The sequence below is a fragment of the Alkalicoccus urumqiensis genome, assembly GCF_002993335.1.
In the GTDB taxonomy this organism is placed as follows: Bacteria; Bacillota; Bacilli; order Bacillales; family Salisediminibacteriaceae; genus Alkalicoccus; species Alkalicoccus urumqiensis.
Genome location: NZ_PVNS01000008.1, coordinates 59432 through 75893, shown reverse-complemented (window position 1 = coordinate 75893; position 16462 = coordinate 59432). Strand labels below are relative to the sequence as shown.

The following is a 16462-nucleotide window of genomic DNA, read 5'->3' as shown; positions in this document are numbered from 1 at the left end:
GTTACGGTTCAGTCGTTTGTTCAGCGGACTGGACAATATCAAACATGATCCCGGCCTGTTCTTCCATTTCCGAGAGTTTCATGATCGTCGTCATCGATGTCGTGTTCATGCCGATTTTCAGTTCATACATATCTTTATTGAACGGGGTGATAATGACAAATGCCCGGTCTTCTCCCTGCTCTTCCATTTCCGCAACAATCGGCTCTTCGTTCCCCGTCTGTCCGTACTCCGGGTCTGCCGCAGTGACTTCTTCCATTAGATCATTCCGGTACAGCAGATATTCTCTGTCCTCCGTACTGATCTGATACACCTCATCCTCTTTCTGCTCCACAGAAGCATTGTCCGGAAGATAGAGGGACAGCCCTTCTCTGGACCAGACCGGATCTTTTGGAGATTCATTCAGATATGATGCTATGATGTTGTCTACTTCAGCTGCCGCCTGATCTTCTGCCGCCTGACATCCCGCTGCAGCAATGATCAACCCTGCGGCACTGAGCCATTTTCCCATCCACCACAATGGAAACTCACTCCTATCCTGTCTTTTACCAGCGTAATTGTAGCATAAAATAGTCGTAATATGTCGAAAAAGTTTCAATTTCTTTTCAAATCATTGCAGCGCAGGCGGTAAAATTGACTCTCTGCATGTCTTCCTTCAAGATAGAAATGGACCAGACATTTCCAATCAGGAGGGATCAGGATGACGATTCATGTATATCTTGCCGGCCAGATTCATGACGACTGGCGCAAAGAGCTGAAAGCGGCAGCAGACAAGAAAAATCTTCCCGTAACGTTTTCCGGACCGATGGAGAACCACTCCCGCTCCGACGGCATTGGGGAGGAAATTATGGGTGATCAGCCGGGGCCGGTCTACCGTGACGATGCTGCTTCCCAGCTTAACAACCTGCGGACGCGTGTCTGGCTCGAAAAAGCCGATATTGTCGTTGCCTTGTTCGGAGAAGAATACCGCCAGTGGAACACCGCTATGGATGCAGGAGCTGCGATTGCGCTCGATAAGCCGCTCATTCTCGTGCGTCCGGAAAAGCTGCATCATCCACTGAAAGAAATCTCCCAGAAGGCGCAGGTAACAGTGGAAACGATCGACCAGGCACTTGAAGCACTCGCCTACCTCTTTGCAGACGAATAGAATATCATTATTTAAGGAGCCCCCGGCAGATGAATTTCCGCCGGGGGCTTCACTTCGTCTATGACAACGAGGAGCTTCACGGAATCTTCTTATTTTTCAAAGACTCCCGGCCATACCATAGAGTGGGCGCTGAAGCAGTATTATACTCGGCTCCGGATGCTTTCCACTGTGGACGCATCGGTCTGTTTAACCAGTTTGACGAGAAGCTCTTTTGCAGCTGCATAATCCTCCACGTGCATAATAGAAGCTGCCGTGTGAATATAGCGCGATGGAATACCGATTACAGCAGAAGGAACACCGTTATTGGAAATGTGTACTCTTCCTGCATCCGTACCGCCCTGGGAAACAAAATATTGATATGGAATATTATTCGTTTCGGCGGTATCCAGTACAAATTCTCTCATGCCACGGTGGGTAATCATGGTGCGGTCAAATATGCGGAGCAGCGCCCCTTCACCAAGTCTGCCGAACGCATCCTTTTCCCCGGAAGCATCATTTGCGGGGCTTGCATCCATCGCATAAAAGATATCCGGCTGAATCATATTGGCTGCTGCCTGAGCACCGCGGAGACCAACCTCCTCCTGAACGGTTGCTCCGGAGTAAAGCGTGTTAGGCAGCTTTTCATTCTGCAGCTCTTTCAGCAGATCAATGGACAAGCCGGTGCCGTAACGGTTGTCCCAGGCTTTGGACATAATTTTCTTTTCATTTACCATCCGTTCCATCGGACAGACCGGTACGACCTGCTGCCCCGGGCGGATGCCGGCATTCTCAGCATCTTCTTTACTGTCGGCGCCGATGTCAATATACATGTTTTTCATTTCCATCGGTTTACTCCGCTTCGCCTCATCCAGAAGATGGGGAGGAATGGATCCGATTACTCCTGTCACTGGACCGTTTTCCGTGATCACATGAAGACGCTGTGCGAGAAGCACCTGACTCCACCAGCCGCCGAGCGGCTGAAAACGTAGAAGGCCTTTTTCATCAATCGATGTCACCATAAAACCGACTTCATCCATATGGCCGGCTGCCATCACTCTCGGCCCTTCGCCGTGCTTGACTCCAAACACTCCGCCGAGGCGGTCCTGAACAATTTCATCGCTGTATTTTTTCAATTCCTGCTTCATAAACGCGCGTACGCCGTGCTCAAACCCCGGTGCTCCGGGAAGCTGCGTCAATGTTTCAAACATCTCATATGTAGACGTATCCATGTATGCATACCACCTTCAAAATTTTTTCTACCTCCCATTCTATCGAACACTGTCCCGAATCTCCACCAATGTCCTGCCCGCTTACGGAAATTATTTGCATTTTCCACGTAGAATCGTTGGCATTCTGCGTTTCATCCGCTATACTGAAAGCAAGATTGAAGTTATGAAGAGGAGTGTCGTGCTATGAGTTGGAAACGTTTTGCTGCAGGTGTCGGTGCAGGTGTTGCTGTAACTGTCCTCGCAAAAACAACGATGGATCAAAAAGAAACGTTAATGCAGCCGGAGAAAGCGTTGAAGCTGGTGAAGAAAAAGGCTTCTGAAATGGGACGGGTGGAAGGTTCCTGGGTTCATATGATTCCGGAATCCTACGATCAGGAGCAGCTGTCCTACGATGCTTACCGTGGCGGCATTACTGTCGCTGAAGAAGACGGAAACACCTCTGCCTACGAATTTTTCGTCGATGCAGCAACAGGCACGGTTCTGGAATTTAAAAAACAGGAAGGCTGATGTTTCCCTGAAACATCAGCGCATTACGGGAATCATCCCACACAGAAAAACCGCAGGAGCAAGCCTCCTGCGGTTTTTCTGTGTGTTTATTTGTTCCGTCGGACTTCCCCGGCAATATCCCGGCCCACATTTTCCCAACGTATCATCCGGTAGACAGCGTCATGATAGAAAAAAATCCAGTCGCCGGCTTCCACTGCCGGAGCGGTATATGTCTGTTTTGCTGCAATAGAATCCATCGGATAATCATCATAAGCAAGCACCCAGAGGACATTCTGATGGGCGTGGGTCGGCATGATGTCGGCAAAATGCCAGAACCGCCCTGCTTCCGTTTCAAGGCGCAGCACCGCATGACCGGCACTGTGACCGCCGGTATGAATCATGGTAATGCCCGGCTCTGGTGAGTACGTATCCGTAAACGTCTTCACCTGATGCGCAACCGGCTCCCAGTTTTCTTTAAAGTAAGTATTGCGGGAACGGATGTTGGGATGCTTCATCTCCTCCCATTCCACTGCTGTGCACCAGATCTCTGCATTAGGAAATGCTGGAACCGGGCCATCGGCCGTTTCTTTAACCAGTCCGCAGGCATGGTCAAAATGCATATGTGTCATCAGTACGACATCGATATCCCCGGGCGCGAGTCCAAGCTTCTGAAGACTCTCTTCCACGCGTGACTCTTCTGTTACACCGAAATTGCGCATCGCCTTTTCCGACAGCCTTCCTCTGCCGATGCCGGACTCAAGCAGTATCGTCCGCTCTTTTGTCTGAATCAGAACCGGATCCGAGCGCAGCTCAATCTGATGTTTTTCATTAGGCGGATATTTTTTCTCCCATAACGGTCTCGGTACGACCCCGAACATCGCCCCTCCATCCATATGAGTTACCCCGCCGTCCAGCCAGGTCAACACCATGTTTTCACCGGCCTGAAATTGTTCCATTGCCATACCGGACGCCTCCTCCACATACAGTCAGTGGAGCACTGCCTCAAGACGATAAATCCTCATCCCTCTGCGGGCGAATTTCGCTTCGTATTCCGTCATAATGTTCTGTCTCATGCCACTCTGATGAAGATCCAGGCTGACATTTTCAAAATAAAATCCAAAACGGCTCATTGATTCCAGCGAAAATTCGAACAGCCCCTGATTATCTGTCTTGAAGTGAATACCTGCTCCCTTTTTCATTACTTCGGTATACTTCGTTAAAAATCCTTCATGCGTGAGCCGTCGTTTCGCATGCCGGTTTTTCGGCCACGGGTCCGTAAAATTAATGTAGAGACGGTCCACTTCTCCGGGTGCAAAAAAGTCCGTCAGATCCGCGACATCCTGTTTCAGCAGAATCAGATTGTCTTTTGGTTTTTCCACGGCCCGCTCTACTGCTGTGACGATCACACTTTCATAAAGTTCAATCCCGATAACATTTACATCCGGGTTCTGTTCAGCAAGCTCATTGACAAAAGCACCTTTCCCGGTGCCGACCTCTACATAGAGCGGCTGGTCTTTTGAAAAACGGCTGGCCCACTTCCCGCGGTAGGAAGCCGGGTCCGGTTCCAGAATTTCCGGGTGGTCTGCCAGATATTCAGCTGCCCACGGTTTATGACGTAATCGCATGTAAATTCCTCCTGTGTTTCCTTACTTCTATTCGTGCATTTTTTACAGAAAAATTCCCACGACAACACAAGCGCATTATCGTGGGAGTATAGAATGATGACGATTTCTTCCTCCAGCGGATATTAATCCGGAGCAGAAGCCCAGGCTTTTTCAAGCTGATACTGCCACTCCAGTTCCTCTGCCTCCTGTCCGACACTTCGAAACCAGAGGATGTTTTCCAGGCATTGAATTAAACGATACCACCATATCCGGTGCCGGAGGCTATTCGAAGGCTCTGCGCCGTAACGGTCGAGCCAGTCCGCCCAGTGTTCTTTCGGCACATATCCGTAAAGAAGCGGGGCCAAATCGAGCGCAGGATCTGCTACCTGCGCTCCATCCCAGTCGATAAGAAATAAACTTCCCTGATCATCTTCAATCCAGTTGTTATGGTGAACGTCTGCATGACAGACCACGTACGTTTCTTCCTGAACGGACGGCATCAGCGTGCGTATGTGATCCAGATGCCTTTTTATATCTGTATCGCTGTCGTTCTGCCTTTCCAGCTTCTGTACAATTTCCTCCGGATAAAGCGGTGTGTTGCCCATCCGCTTAAACATCGCCAGCAGTTCATTGGAACGGTGGATTTTAGCAAGGAGTCCTGCGGTCCGGTCCTGATTCATTTCTTCCACCGTCAGTTCCCTGCCGCTGATCCACTGCTGTGCGGTAATCACATCTCCATTTTCCAGCCGCTTCGTCCACAGTAATTTGGGAACAATGCCTTCTGCAGACAAAACTGCAAGAAAAGGAGAAGAGTTGCGCTTTACAAATATTTTCTGTTTTCCCTGTTCGGCAACGTACGCTTCACCGGTAGCGCCGCCTGCAGGCCGGAGCCGCCAGCCTTCTCCCATAAAATGTTCCACATTATTCACCCTTATCTGTCAACGTTGCGGGTATGACAATCCTGCGCACAAAAAGCCTTTTATCATTGTAAAGAAGTTTGCAGGAATGTTCAACTACCGCCTTGATTTTTTTATCACGAGAAACTCGTACGGTTCAAGCATCGTGAACTCACTGTGAATAGTCACATCCCGGCTCTCCTTATTGGATACGAGCAGCTGCCACGGCCCCGGAGAAGGCAGTTCAATCTCCTGGCGCCGTTTAACAGGATTAGCGTAGACACAGAAATCCCGGTCGGTATCAAGAAGCATAAAGCCAAAGACCGGAGCCGGAGTCTGCAGCCGGTAAAGACGCTTCCGCACCGCCTCATTTGTGCGGAGCCGGAAAATATCAAAACGTCTCCGGAGGTCGATCAGGCTTCGGATAAACTGAATATCTTCTTCGTGTACCTCTCTCTGTCTCCAGTCGAGGCGGTTGATTTCATCCGGGGAGATGTAGCTGTTGCCATCTCCCGACTTGGTCCGGTAAAACTCCTGACCGGCGTGTAGAAACGGTACTCCTTGACTGACGAGCATCAGTCCGGAAGCCATTTGATGCAGTGCTCTGCGGTCTTCCTCCGATTCCCCTTTGTTGGAGCGTTCAAGCTTATCCCAGAGTGTATGATTATCGTGGCACTCAATATAATTTACGGTCTGGGTCACTTCAGACGTATGCGGCGGTGAACCCTTGTCAAATGGATCCGCAGACCCTTTTACAAGCTGAAACATCCGCTCAATTCCCAGTCCTTTTCCGTTCACGTAGCCAAGGCTTTCCACATCAAAAACCGGCCCTTTCAGCGAATCCCGGAACATATCATTAAAGAAACGGATCCCGGGAACGTCCCCGGCCTGTGTATTGACCGTTTTCTGATCCGGCGCCAGTGCGGTCGGCAGGTCCCATCCTTCCCCAAGCAGAAGAATCGGGGAATCTTCTTCCCTGCAGCGCAACTCAATCTGACGCATCGTCTCCTGATCAAGCGCCCCCATCAAGTCGAAGCGGAACCCGTCGACACGGAAATGGCAGAGCCAGTAATCAATGGTATCAAGAAAAAATTTCCGGACCATGTGCCGCTCTGTCGCCATATCGTTTCCGACCCCGGTGCCGTTACTGATTTCACCGCTCCAGTGACGGCGGAAATAATACCACGGCACAAGTTTTTCAAAAGGGGATTCCTCCATTACATAAACGTGATTGAAAACGACGTCCAGGACAACGTGAAGCCCTTCTTCATGAAACGTATCGATAAGATACTGCAGTTCGGTTATGCGTACTTCAGGAACATCCGGACGGGAGGCATAGCTCCCTTCCGGCACTTGAAAGAAAAGCGGATCGTATCCCCAGTTGTACTGCTTTTCCGGAGCGAGGTCATCGACGCGCGCAAAATCATTTACCGGCAGCAGTTCCACATGCGTGACGCCGAGTTCTTTAATATAGGAGAGACCTGTCGTGTACCCCTCCGGAGACACCGTTCCCTTTTCAGCAAGTCCGAGGTACGTGCCCTTATTCTCCGCACCACTGTCCGGGTGAATCGTTGCATCACGAACGTGTATTTCATAAATGACCGCATCCTGTGTGTGCTGAAGCGGCGGCCGCTCTGATACGGACTGACGCCCTTCCGGAAAATAAACGACGCTTTCTCTGCTGTTTACGGTCAGCGCTTTTGCGTATGGGTCGGGCGTGCGGATCGTCTCCCCATGTACTTCTGCCTCATACCAGTAAGGCGTGCCGTGCGGACAGTCATCCGTCCAGCGCTCCCAGGTTCCGTTATACTTCCGGTGCATCGGATATGTCTGGCTGTACGTACATATTCTCACAGACGACGCGGAAGGAGTCCAGACGCGGAAAACGGTTCCGCCGTCCTGTCTTGTGGCTCCAAGTATTTCCTTCTCTGCAGGGTAGGCCGCATCAAACGCAGGGTCTGTGACAACCCCGCGGAAATACACCGGATATGTTTTCTCTTCAATCCGGAAGCGGAGATCATCCTCCACCGGCATCGGTTCTTTTGACTGGTAAAGAAATGCTTCGGTTTTCTGCAGCTCCATCGGCCCGGCTTCTGTGACAAGCTCTGCCCAGTGGGTATCTATTTCTTCATTAATTTCAATTGTATAGCGGTCGTCCATCCAGACGTTCATTCTGTTTCCCCATTTCTATCCTTCTTAACGGATAAATTCCCTCTTTTCATCCGTTTCAAGCAGTTACGAAAGTCAAAATAATGTTCCTGCCTCTTTACACATTGAACTTCCTATTATACGTACTATTTCCCGTTTCTGCACGGAGTTGATGGGGAAAAGAAAAATGTATTCTCTGCACAGCTTCTTATCACCTGTAATTGCTGCCTGTTTCTGTCTGGCTGCGGGAGGAAGCCTCTTAATGAAACAAGAATTTTCTCACTTTTTTTACATCGGTACAGGAAAATCACTGCTGGACAGAGAATAATACAAATGCACAACATTTTCCCTTGAGAGGGGGGCTTTTTCATGACATACACTCTCCCTGAAGATGAGCTTTACTTATTTCATCAGGGAACCCACTTCGAATCCTACCGCCTGCTCGGCGCGCATATGCAGACAGTCGACGGCGAAGAAGGCTGCCGATTTGCTGTCTGGGCACCACATGCTTCTTCTGTCTGCGTTACCGGAGACTTTAACGAATGGAATGAAACCTCCCACCCGCTTACGAAACAGAACGAAGCCGGTGTATGGGCAGGTTTCTTCCCGGACCTCAAACCCGGCATGACGTACAAATACGCGATCACGCATCCCGACGGCTGGAGCGGATTGAAATCAGATCCGTATGCACGGGAATCGGAAGTGCGTCCGGCGACTGCTTCGGTCGTACCTGCCCCTTCAACGTATGAATGGTCAGATGCCGAATGGCAGAAAACGAAAGCCCGTGTCCCTTCCTACAACCAGCCGCTTTCTATCTACGAAGTTCATTTTGGAACATGGAAACAGAAAGAAGACGGTTCTCTCTACTCCTATACAGAAATGGCAGATATGCTCATTCCTTATGTGAAAGAAATGGGGTTTACCCATATAGAGCTTATGCCGCTTGCGGAACACCCGTTTGATCTATCCTGGGGGTATCAAATTACCGGTTATTATTCGGTCACGAGCCGCTACGGCTCGCCGGAGGAATTTAAATATTTCGTCGACCGCTGCCACCAGGAGGAAATCGGCGTCATTATGGACTGGGTTCCGGGGCATTTCTGCCGGGATGAGCATGGTCTCCGCCAGTTTGACGGGGAACCGCTGTTTGAATATGCCGATATCCGTAAAGCCGACAAACCTTCCTGGGGAACACTTACTTTTGATTTCGGCAGACCGGAAATCCAGAGCTTCCTCATATCGAACGCCGTTTTCTGGCTTAAGGAGATGCATGTTGACGGCATCCGCGCAGATGCTGTCGCCAGCATGATCTCTTTAAACTTCGACCTTCCGGATGGTGCAGGTAAATTGTTCAATACCTACGGCGGCGAAGAAAATCTAGAAGCACTCGCTTTCTTAAAAAAGCTGAATGAAACGGTCTTTCATTATGACCCCCATGTGCTGATGATGGCTGAAGACAGTTCCGACATCCCGCTTGTTACCGCACCGACCTATACCGGCGGCCTTGGATTTAACTACAAGTGGAACATGGGCTGGATGAACGACATGCTGGACTACATGGAGTATGATCCATTTTACCGGAAATGGCATCACAGCAATCTGACCTTTTCCTTTATGTATACGTTCAGTGAGAACTTTGTTCTGCCTCTTTCCCATGATGAGGTCGTTCACGGGAAAAAATCCCTTCTGAATAAAATGCCGGGGGATCAGTGGCAGCAGTTCGCCCAGCTGCGCCTTCTGCTCGGATATCAGACGGCCCACCCCGGAAAACAGCTTTTGTTCATGGGCGCGGAATTCGGTCAGTACGTGGAATGGCGGGACCAGGCTGGACTGGACTGGTTCCTGCTCGATTATCCGAGACACCATGCCATGCAGCGCTTTGTAAAAGAATTAAATGCGTTTTATCAGAACCACCCTGCCCTGTTTGAACTGGACCACGAAGCGGAAGGCTTTGAATGGATCGATCCGCATAACAATGAGCAGAGTATTGCCTGCTTCCTGCGGAAAAGCCGCTACGGAAATGAAACGCTCGCGGTCGTCTGCAACTTCACGCCGGAAGTGTATTACGATTACAAAGTCGGCGTTCCTCATCCAGGCACCTATACGGAAATTTTCTGTTCGGACAAAGCGGAATACGGCGGGTCCGGACAGGAGAATGACAGTCTCCATTTCACGATGCCGGAGCGGTGGCATGACCACCCTCAGCATATAAAAATCAAAGTTCCGCCGTTTGCTGTCTGTGTATTTAAGCGGAAAGAAGAATCAATTCCAAACCAGAAGGAGGCTTCCTCATGAAAAAGAGATGTGTAGGCATGCTGCTCGCCGGCGGTGAAGGGAAACGGCTCGGCCTGCTCACGAAAAACCTGGCCAAGCCGGCCGTGCCGTTTGGAGGAAAGTACCGCATTATCGATTTCACCCTCTCCAACTGCTCCAACTCGGGGATTCATACTGTCGGTGTACTGACACAGTATTCCCCGCTCGTATTAAACAAGCATATCGGTATCGGCAAGCCGTGGGATCTGGACCGCCAGGAGGACGGAGCGACGATTCTCTCCCCCTACACGGCGAAAAAAGGCGGGAGCTGGTATCAGGGGACAGCGGACGCCATTTACCAGAACATACACTATATCGATCAGTATGATCCTGAATATGTTCTCGTCATTTCCGGCGACCACATTTATCAGATGAATTACGAGGAACTGATCCAGCACCATGAAGAGAAGCAGTCGGATGCGACAATCTCTGTTATTGAAGTGCCATGGGAGGAAGCTTCACGCTTTGGTATTCTGAATACACATGACAACCTGGAAATTTACGAATTCGATGAAAAGCCTGCCAAACCGAAAAACAACCTGGCATCGATGGGCATTTACCTGTTCAACTGGAAAACGCTTCGGGAATACCTTGTCGCAGACGCAGAATCCGATACGTCCGACCACGATTTCGGAAAAGACGTCATACCGGCGATGCTGAACGACGAGAAGCGGATGTTCGCCTACCGCTTTGAAGGCTACTGGAAAGACGTCGGAACGATCCAGAGCTACTGGGAAGCGAATATGGATCTTCTGGAGGAGGACCTTTCGGTTTCACTCAACAATAAGGAATGGCGGACGTATTCACAGGATACAAACTATCCGCCGCAGTTTCTCGATGAGAATGCGGTCGTGGAAAATTCCCTTATCAACTCGGGCTCCTGGATCAGCGGCACGGTGAAAAACTCAATTTTGTTTGAATGTATCGATGTAGGCGCACAGTCCCTGGTCTCTGAATCGATTCTCCACCCAAATGTGAAAATCGGCAAAGGATGTACGGTGAAGCGGGCCATTGTTATGGAAAACGTCGACATTCCTGATAACACCGTGATCGATGGAACGACGGAAGAAGAACCTGTTGTTATTAACCGTGACTACGTAGAGCAGCTAACTTAAGGAGGGATGACCATGCGGAGACTAATGGGGTTAATTAATTTAGAGCACGAGCATGACTTTCTGGAAGAATTGACGTATTTCCGCTGCGGTGCTGCAACACCGTTTGCCGGCCGGTACAGACTGATCGATTTCACCCTGTCCAATATGGTAAAAACAGAAATTGAAGAAGTAGCCGTTTTTACGAACAAAAAGTACCGTTCGCTGATGGACCATGTCGGCACCGGATCTGACTGGGAGCTTGCACGCAGGCACGGCGGTTTGTTCATCCTCCCTCCTGACTGGAACGATCCTACCGATATTTCCAGAGGAGACCTGCGCCATTTTCACAACAACCGCGATTACTTCAATCGTTCCAAAGCGGATCATGTGCTGATCAGCGGAAGTCAGTTTCTGGCTAATACAAACTATGAAGAGATGTTTAATCATCATGTAAAATCCGGCGCCGATGTCACTCTCCTGACCGTCCACCTGGATGATGAGCTCCCGGAACACAAGTCCCAGCTCCGTGTAACTGCGGATAACGGAAGAGTAACGCAGCTTACAAATGATCAGAACAACAAAGAAGCGTTCACGAATGTCTATATCATTAAAAAAGATGTGCTGATGGACCTCGTTGATGAATGCATCGCGTTTCATAAAGATCATTTCTTCTTCCACGGCATTAAAGAAAATCTGGATAAACTGCATGTGGAATCCTATCAGTACAACGGCTATGCCATGTTCGTCAATTCCATCGAAAGCTTTTTCCGTCATAATATGAAACTGCTTTCCCCGGATGCGTACCGTCGCTTATTTTTCGATAATTCATATGTCCGCACGAAAATCAGTAACGAGCCACCGGTGAAATACCGTGAGACTGCCGATGTGAAAAATTCCCTTCTCGCGAACGGATGCGTCATCGATGGGGACGTCAGCGGAAGTGTCCTCTTCAGAGGAGTAAAAGTACAGAAAGGCGCTACCGTTAAAAATTCCATCATCATGCAGCGCTGTACGATCGAAGAAGGCGTTCATCTGGAAAACGTCATTTTGGACAAAGACGTAAAGATAAGCGGCGGTCAAACATTTATTGGTTCATCTGAGAAACCGTTCATCGTCGCAAAACGGAAAGTTATCTGACCTGTCACCTGCAGAACGTCAGCACAGGGGGCCGGAAATACCGGCTCCCCTACTTTGCAGGGGCACACCTATTGATATAGATACTATGGAAACGCCGGTTCATATCCGGACGCAAGGAGGAGCCTTACGTGACACATATTGTTTTCGCTGCATCGGAATGTACCCCTTTTGTTAAAACCGGAGGACTTGCTGATGTTATCGGCTCACTTCCTCAGGCACTGCGTGAGCAGACCGGTCATGAGATCAGCGTCATTCTGCCGCTCTATGACCAGATGGATGAAGCGTACCGCTCTCAGCTCATTCCAGCCGGCACACTTAACGTACCGGTAGGCTGGAGAAGTCAGGGAGCTGCCCTTCATAAACTGGTAAGGGACGGTATTACTTACTATTTCGTCGAAAATGAATTTTATTTCGGGCGCCACGGCGCCTATGGCTACTTTGATGACGGCGAACGTTTCGTCTTTTTCAGCAGGGCAGTCGTTGAAATTATTCAAGGCATGGAAGAACGACCGGATATTCTTCATGCGCACGACTGGCAGACCGGTATGGCGGTCGCCTTCGCCAACATCATGATGCCTGATTTAAAAAGTGTCTTTACGATTCACAACATTCAATATCAGGGCTGGATGACACACGAAGCGTTTTATGATCTGATGAATGTCGGACCGGAGCATTTCCCAGGCATGGAGTGGCACGGCATGATCAACTGCATGAAAGCGGCTATTTTCCACGCGGATAAAATTACGACAGTCAGCCCTTCCTATGCGGAAGAAATCAAACAGCCGTACTACGGCGAAGGCCTCGACCCGCTTTTGAACGAGCGTTCCATCGACCTTATGGGAATCGTCAACGGGATCGATACAGCTGATTATGATCCGATGAAAGATCCGAACCTCTATGTCCCCTACCGGACGTCGAGAGCAAAAAAGAAAGAAAACAAGCGCTGGCTGCAGCGCGAGCTGTGCCTTCCGGAAGACGGAGATATTCCAATGTATGCAGCCATATCCCGTTTTGTAGAGCAGAAAGGATTCCACCTGCTTGAACGGATTCTTGATGAATTTCTGCAGGAAAACGTTCAGGTTGTCATTCTCGGAACCGGTGATTATGCTTTTGAGCAGAGCTTCGCCCATTTTGCAGGAAAATATCCCGATAAAATGGTAACGCTCCTTAAATTCAGTGAAGCAACGGCCCGGCAGATTTATGCTGCAGCCGACTTTTTCCTGATGCCGTCCAAGTTTGAACCGTGCGGTCTCTCCCAGCTGATTTCTCTTCAGTACAAGACAATTCCAATCGTCCGGGAAACCGGCGGACTCCGGGACACTGTTCTTCCCTATGATGAAATCACCGGGGAAGGAAATGGGTTCAGCTTTGCGAACTATAATGCACACGAACTGCTGTATACGATGAGGTATTCCCTCCTCATTTACTCCCGTCCGGAACTATTAAAGCCGCTCCTGCAGAACGTCAACAAAAGCCGGTTCAGCTGGAAAGATTCTGCAAAACTTTACGATGGAATGTATAAAGAACTTCTGACCTTATGATGGAGAAATCCCTCCAGGAGGAACTGCCGCCACCCGTTTTCCCGCAGACTGCCCAGGTTTCAATGCCGGGCTGCTGCCCTTCACGTGCACTGCTATTTCTCGAGGGAGGTCACTTTTTTGTATACAACGACAGAATTTCAACAACTATTGGAAGATAAGCTCCGCCGCAAGCGGGGGAAGGAAATAAAAGAAGCCGATGATAAGGATGTCTACGAGGCTGTTGCCTCCATCGTCCAGGATTCAATTACAGAAGACTGGCTGGAAACCCGCCAGCGGTATGAAAAGCGTAATGAACGACAGATTTATTATATTTCCATGGAGTTTTTAATCGGACGTCTTATGGAGAGTAATCTTATGAACTGCGGTCTTCTGGATGTATGCAGTGATGCACTGCGCCAGCTCGGACGCGATCCCGAATCCGTATATAATCAGGAACACGATGCCGGACTCGGCAACGGTGGACTAGGAAGACTGGCTGCCTGTTTTCTGGACTCGATGGCATCGCTCAAATATGCTGGTCACGGCAGCGGGATCCGCTACCGGTATGGATTGTTTGAGCAGCGCATCATTCACGGCAACCAGGTGGAACTGCCGGATTACTGGCTGAAAGAAGCGTACGCCTGGGAAACCCGAAAAGCGAATGAATCCTTAAAGATCTACTTCGGCGGCGAGGTGCACAGCCACGCCCGTGCGGATGGTTCATTGGAATTCACTTACAAACATGCAGATGAGGTTTTGGCTGTCCCCTATGATGTTCCCATCGTCGGCTACCGCAACAATGTCGTAAATACACTCCGCCTCTGGAGTGCAGAACTGCCGGAACACGAAGCGGAAATCCCTGGCGATTCGGAAAGCAGATACTATCACCATCTGGATCACATGCATTCCGTGGAGCAGATTTCAGGGTTTCTCTACCCGGATGATTCCAGCCTGGAAGGACGGGAACTGCGCTTGAAGCAGCAGTATTTCCTCGTTTCTTCGACCATCCAGAATATTCTCCGCGAGTATAAAGCTAACGGCGGCAGCATCCGGGAGCTTCATAAGAAGACAGCGATTCAGATTAATGATACCCACCCTTCTCTTGCTGTTCCGGAATTGATGCGGCTTTTAATGGATGAAGAGCGCTTAAGCTGGGAGGAAGCGTGGAAGATTACAACAGCTGTGCTTGCTTATACGAACCATACGACGCTGAGCGAAGCACTGGAAAAATGGCCGGTTGATCTTGTCCAGCAGCTTCTGCCGCGTATCTTCATGATCATTAATGAAATTAATGAACGCTTCTGCCGCGGACTTTGGTTTGATCATCCGGACATGCGGCTCGATATTCCGCACCTTGCGATTATTGCTGACGACCAGGTGCACATGGCCCGCCTTGCGATCGTCGGCAGCCACAGCGTAAACGGTGTCGCGCATCTGCATACGGAAATACTGAAAAAACGGGAAATGAACCGCTTTTACCGCCTCTATCCGGAAAAATTCAATAACAAAACAAACGGAATTACGCACCGCCGCTGGCTGCTGCAGGTAAACCGCGGTCTGGCAGATGTCGTAACAGAAGCCATCGGACCGCAGTGGATCAGTCAGCCGCAGAAACTGAGCGGGCTCGTCCGCTACAGTAATGACGCAGCCTTCCTTGAAGCGGCCGGGCAGGTAAAGCAGGAAAACAAGAAAGTACTGGCGGAATTGATCCAAAAACGAACCGGTATCCACGTAAACGAAAATTCAATTTTCGATGTACAGATTAAGCGGCTTCATGAATATAAGCGGCAGCTGCTGAATATTTTTCATATCATCCACCTGTACAATGAATTAAAGGACAATCCGTCCCTGGACCTGACGCCCCGGACGTTTATATTTGGAGCGAAAGCAGCGCCCGGTTATTACATGGCGAAGGAGATTATCAAACTGGTCCACCACGTTGCTTCTATCGTAAACGAGGACCCTGTTATCGGCGACCGCCTGAAAGTTGTCTTTCTCGAAAACTACAATGTCAGCCTCGCTGAAAAAATCATTCCTGCAGCGGATCTGAGTGAGCAGATTTCCACTGCCAGTAAAGAGGCTTCCGGTACGGGCAACATGAAAATGATGATGAACGGAGCCTTAACGATCGGTACCCTCGATGGAGCCAACATTGAAATTAAAGATCTGGTCGGGCCATCCAACATCTTCATCTTCGGTCTGTCGAGTGAGGAAGTGCACCGCTATTATGCGGAGGGCGGCTACAATGCAAAAGATCTGTATCATACCGATGAACGGATCCGCCGCATTCTGGATCAGCTTCACGGCGGAGAGTTCGGCTCTCAGGAAATCGAATTTAAAGATCTGTTCTATCATATCCTTTACCACAACGATCCTTATTTCGTATTGAAAGACTTTGATTCCTACGTCGTTACACAGGAACTGGTAGAGCAGGCGTACCGGGATCCCCGTCACTGGCAGAAAATGAGCGTCGCAAACACGGCCTATTCCGGGAAATTTTCGAGTGACCGGACGATTCATGAGTATGCGTCCGACATTTGGAAGCTGACGCCGGTACGTTCCTGATCTCCCACAATGTTCTCCTAATAGGAAAAACCTCCCGGATACCAGCGTATCCGGGAGGTTTTTCCATTGCAGGAAATTATGCTTTTTCACGACTTTCCGCATCTGCCCATTCCAGCAGCATCCGGTCTATGTGCTCTGCTTCTTCCATACTCATCGGCGGCTGGATGCGCCACAGGCGTGAATCCTTTGTTCCACACAGGTTCTCCAGCTCTACTTTTGCCTGCTTCCATGTCGGTGCAAACACTTGATGCGATGACGTCATAAGTTCAATTCCCTGGGCACCGGCCCAGTCAAAGGTCCGCCGCACTTCCACCACGTCCTGTTTGTCTATCATCCAAATCCCTCCA

The 16462-nt window shown here is 49.7% G+C and carries 14 protein-coding genes; 7 read left to right on the top strand and 7 right to left on the bottom strand.

The features are described from left to right. Window position 1: 1 nt before the first annotated feature. Entirely contained in the window at window positions 2-517 is a 516-nt protein-coding gene (locus C6I21_RS09525; RefSeq protein ID WP_142393249.1) for a hypothetical protein, read from the bottom strand. Between the two features lie 180 nt (window positions 518-697). Between C6I21_RS09525 and C6I21_RS09520 the strand changes: the two genes are divergently transcribed. Then, the gene (locus C6I21_RS09520; RefSeq protein ID WP_105959235.1) at window positions 698-1144 is read left to right on the top strand and encodes a YtoQ family protein; all 447 of its coding nucleotides are present in this window, start codon (window positions 698-700) and stop codon (window positions 1142-1144) included. A 140-nt stretch (window positions 1145-1284) separates the two neighbouring features. Here C6I21_RS09520 and C6I21_RS09515 read toward each other — a convergent pair whose 3' ends face one another. Continuing rightward, entirely contained in the window at window positions 1285-2352 is a 1068-nt protein-coding gene (locus C6I21_RS09515) for a M42 family metallopeptidase (RefSeq protein WP_105959234.1), read from the bottom strand. A gap of 183 nt (window positions 2353-2535) precedes the next feature. Here C6I21_RS09515 and C6I21_RS09510 point away from each other — a divergent pair, with 183 nt between their 5' ends. Next, complete coding sequence (locus C6I21_RS09510; RefSeq protein WP_105959233.1) at window positions 2536-2859, top strand: PepSY domain-containing protein; 324 nt, start codon at window positions 2536-2538, stop codon at window positions 2857-2859. Window positions 2860-2945: 86 nt separating this feature from the next. Here C6I21_RS09510 and C6I21_RS09505 read toward each other — a convergent pair whose 3' ends face one another. The 4 genes from C6I21_RS09505 to pulA form a co-directional block, all read right to left on the bottom strand. Then, on the bottom strand, window positions 2946-3794 hold the full coding sequence (locus C6I21_RS09505) for an MBL fold metallo-hydrolase (RefSeq protein WP_105959340.1): 849 nt from the start codon (window positions 3792-3794) through the stop codon (window positions 2946-2948). 30 nt (window positions 3795-3824) lie between these two features. Then, a complete protein-coding gene (trmB, locus tag C6I21_RS09500) occupies window positions 3825-4463 on the bottom strand; it encodes a tRNA (guanosine(46)-N7)-methyltransferase TrmB (RefSeq protein WP_105959232.1) in 639 nt (212 codons plus the stop codon). Between the two features lie 122 nt (window positions 4464-4585). Next, window positions 4586-5362: a phosphotransferase gene (locus tag C6I21_RS09495; RefSeq protein WP_425352498.1), complete on the bottom strand. Its 777-nt coding sequence runs from the start codon at window positions 5360-5362 to the stop codon at window positions 4586-4588. Window positions 5363-5455: 93 nt separating this feature from the next. Next, window positions 5456-7510 (bottom strand): type I pullulanase, encoded by a 2055-nt coding sequence (pulA, locus tag C6I21_RS09490; protein ID WP_105959231.1) that lies wholly within the window; start codon window positions 7508-7510, stop codon window positions 5456-5458. Window positions 7511-7855: 345 nt separating this feature from the next. Between pulA and glgB the strand changes: the two genes are divergently transcribed. The 5 genes from glgB to C6I21_RS09465 all read left to right on the top strand — a co-directional run bounded on the left by glgB (window position 7856) and on the right by C6I21_RS09465 (window position 16115). After that, on the top strand, window positions 7856-9781 hold the full coding sequence (gene glgB, locus C6I21_RS09485; RefSeq protein WP_105959230.1) for a 1,4-alpha-glucan branching protein GlgB: 1926 nt from the start codon (window positions 7856-7858) through the stop codon (window positions 9779-9781). Then, a complete protein-coding gene (locus C6I21_RS09480) occupies window positions 9778-10914 on the top strand; it encodes a glucose-1-phosphate adenylyltransferase (protein ID WP_105959229.1) in 1137 nt (378 codons plus the stop codon). Before glgB ends, C6I21_RS09480 begins: the two co-directional genes overlap by 4 nt. Before the next feature lie 12 nt (window positions 10915-10926). After that, on the top strand, window positions 10927-12030 hold the full coding sequence (glgD, locus tag C6I21_RS09475; protein ID WP_105959228.1) for a glucose-1-phosphate adenylyltransferase subunit GlgD: 1104 nt from the start codon (window positions 10927-10929) through the stop codon (window positions 12028-12030). 128 nt (window positions 12031-12158) lie between these two features. Continuing rightward, window positions 12159-13571, top strand: a complete 1413-nt coding sequence (locus C6I21_RS09470) for a glycogen synthase (protein ID WP_105959227.1) — start codon at window positions 12159-12161, stop codon at window positions 13569-13571. Window positions 13572-13688: 117 nt separating this feature from the next. Continuing rightward, a complete protein-coding gene (locus C6I21_RS09465; protein ID WP_105959226.1) occupies window positions 13689-16115 on the top strand; it encodes a glycogen/starch/alpha-glucan phosphorylase in 2427 nt (808 codons plus the stop codon). 76 nt (window positions 16116-16191) lie between these two features. Here the strand turns inward: C6I21_RS09465 and C6I21_RS09460 are convergent, their stop codons facing one another. Next, the gene (locus tag C6I21_RS09460; protein ID WP_105959225.1) at window positions 16192-16449 is read right to left on the bottom strand and encodes a hypothetical protein; all 258 of its coding nucleotides are present in this window, start codon (window positions 16447-16449) and stop codon (window positions 16192-16194) included. Window positions 16450-16462: the final 13 nt, after the last annotated feature.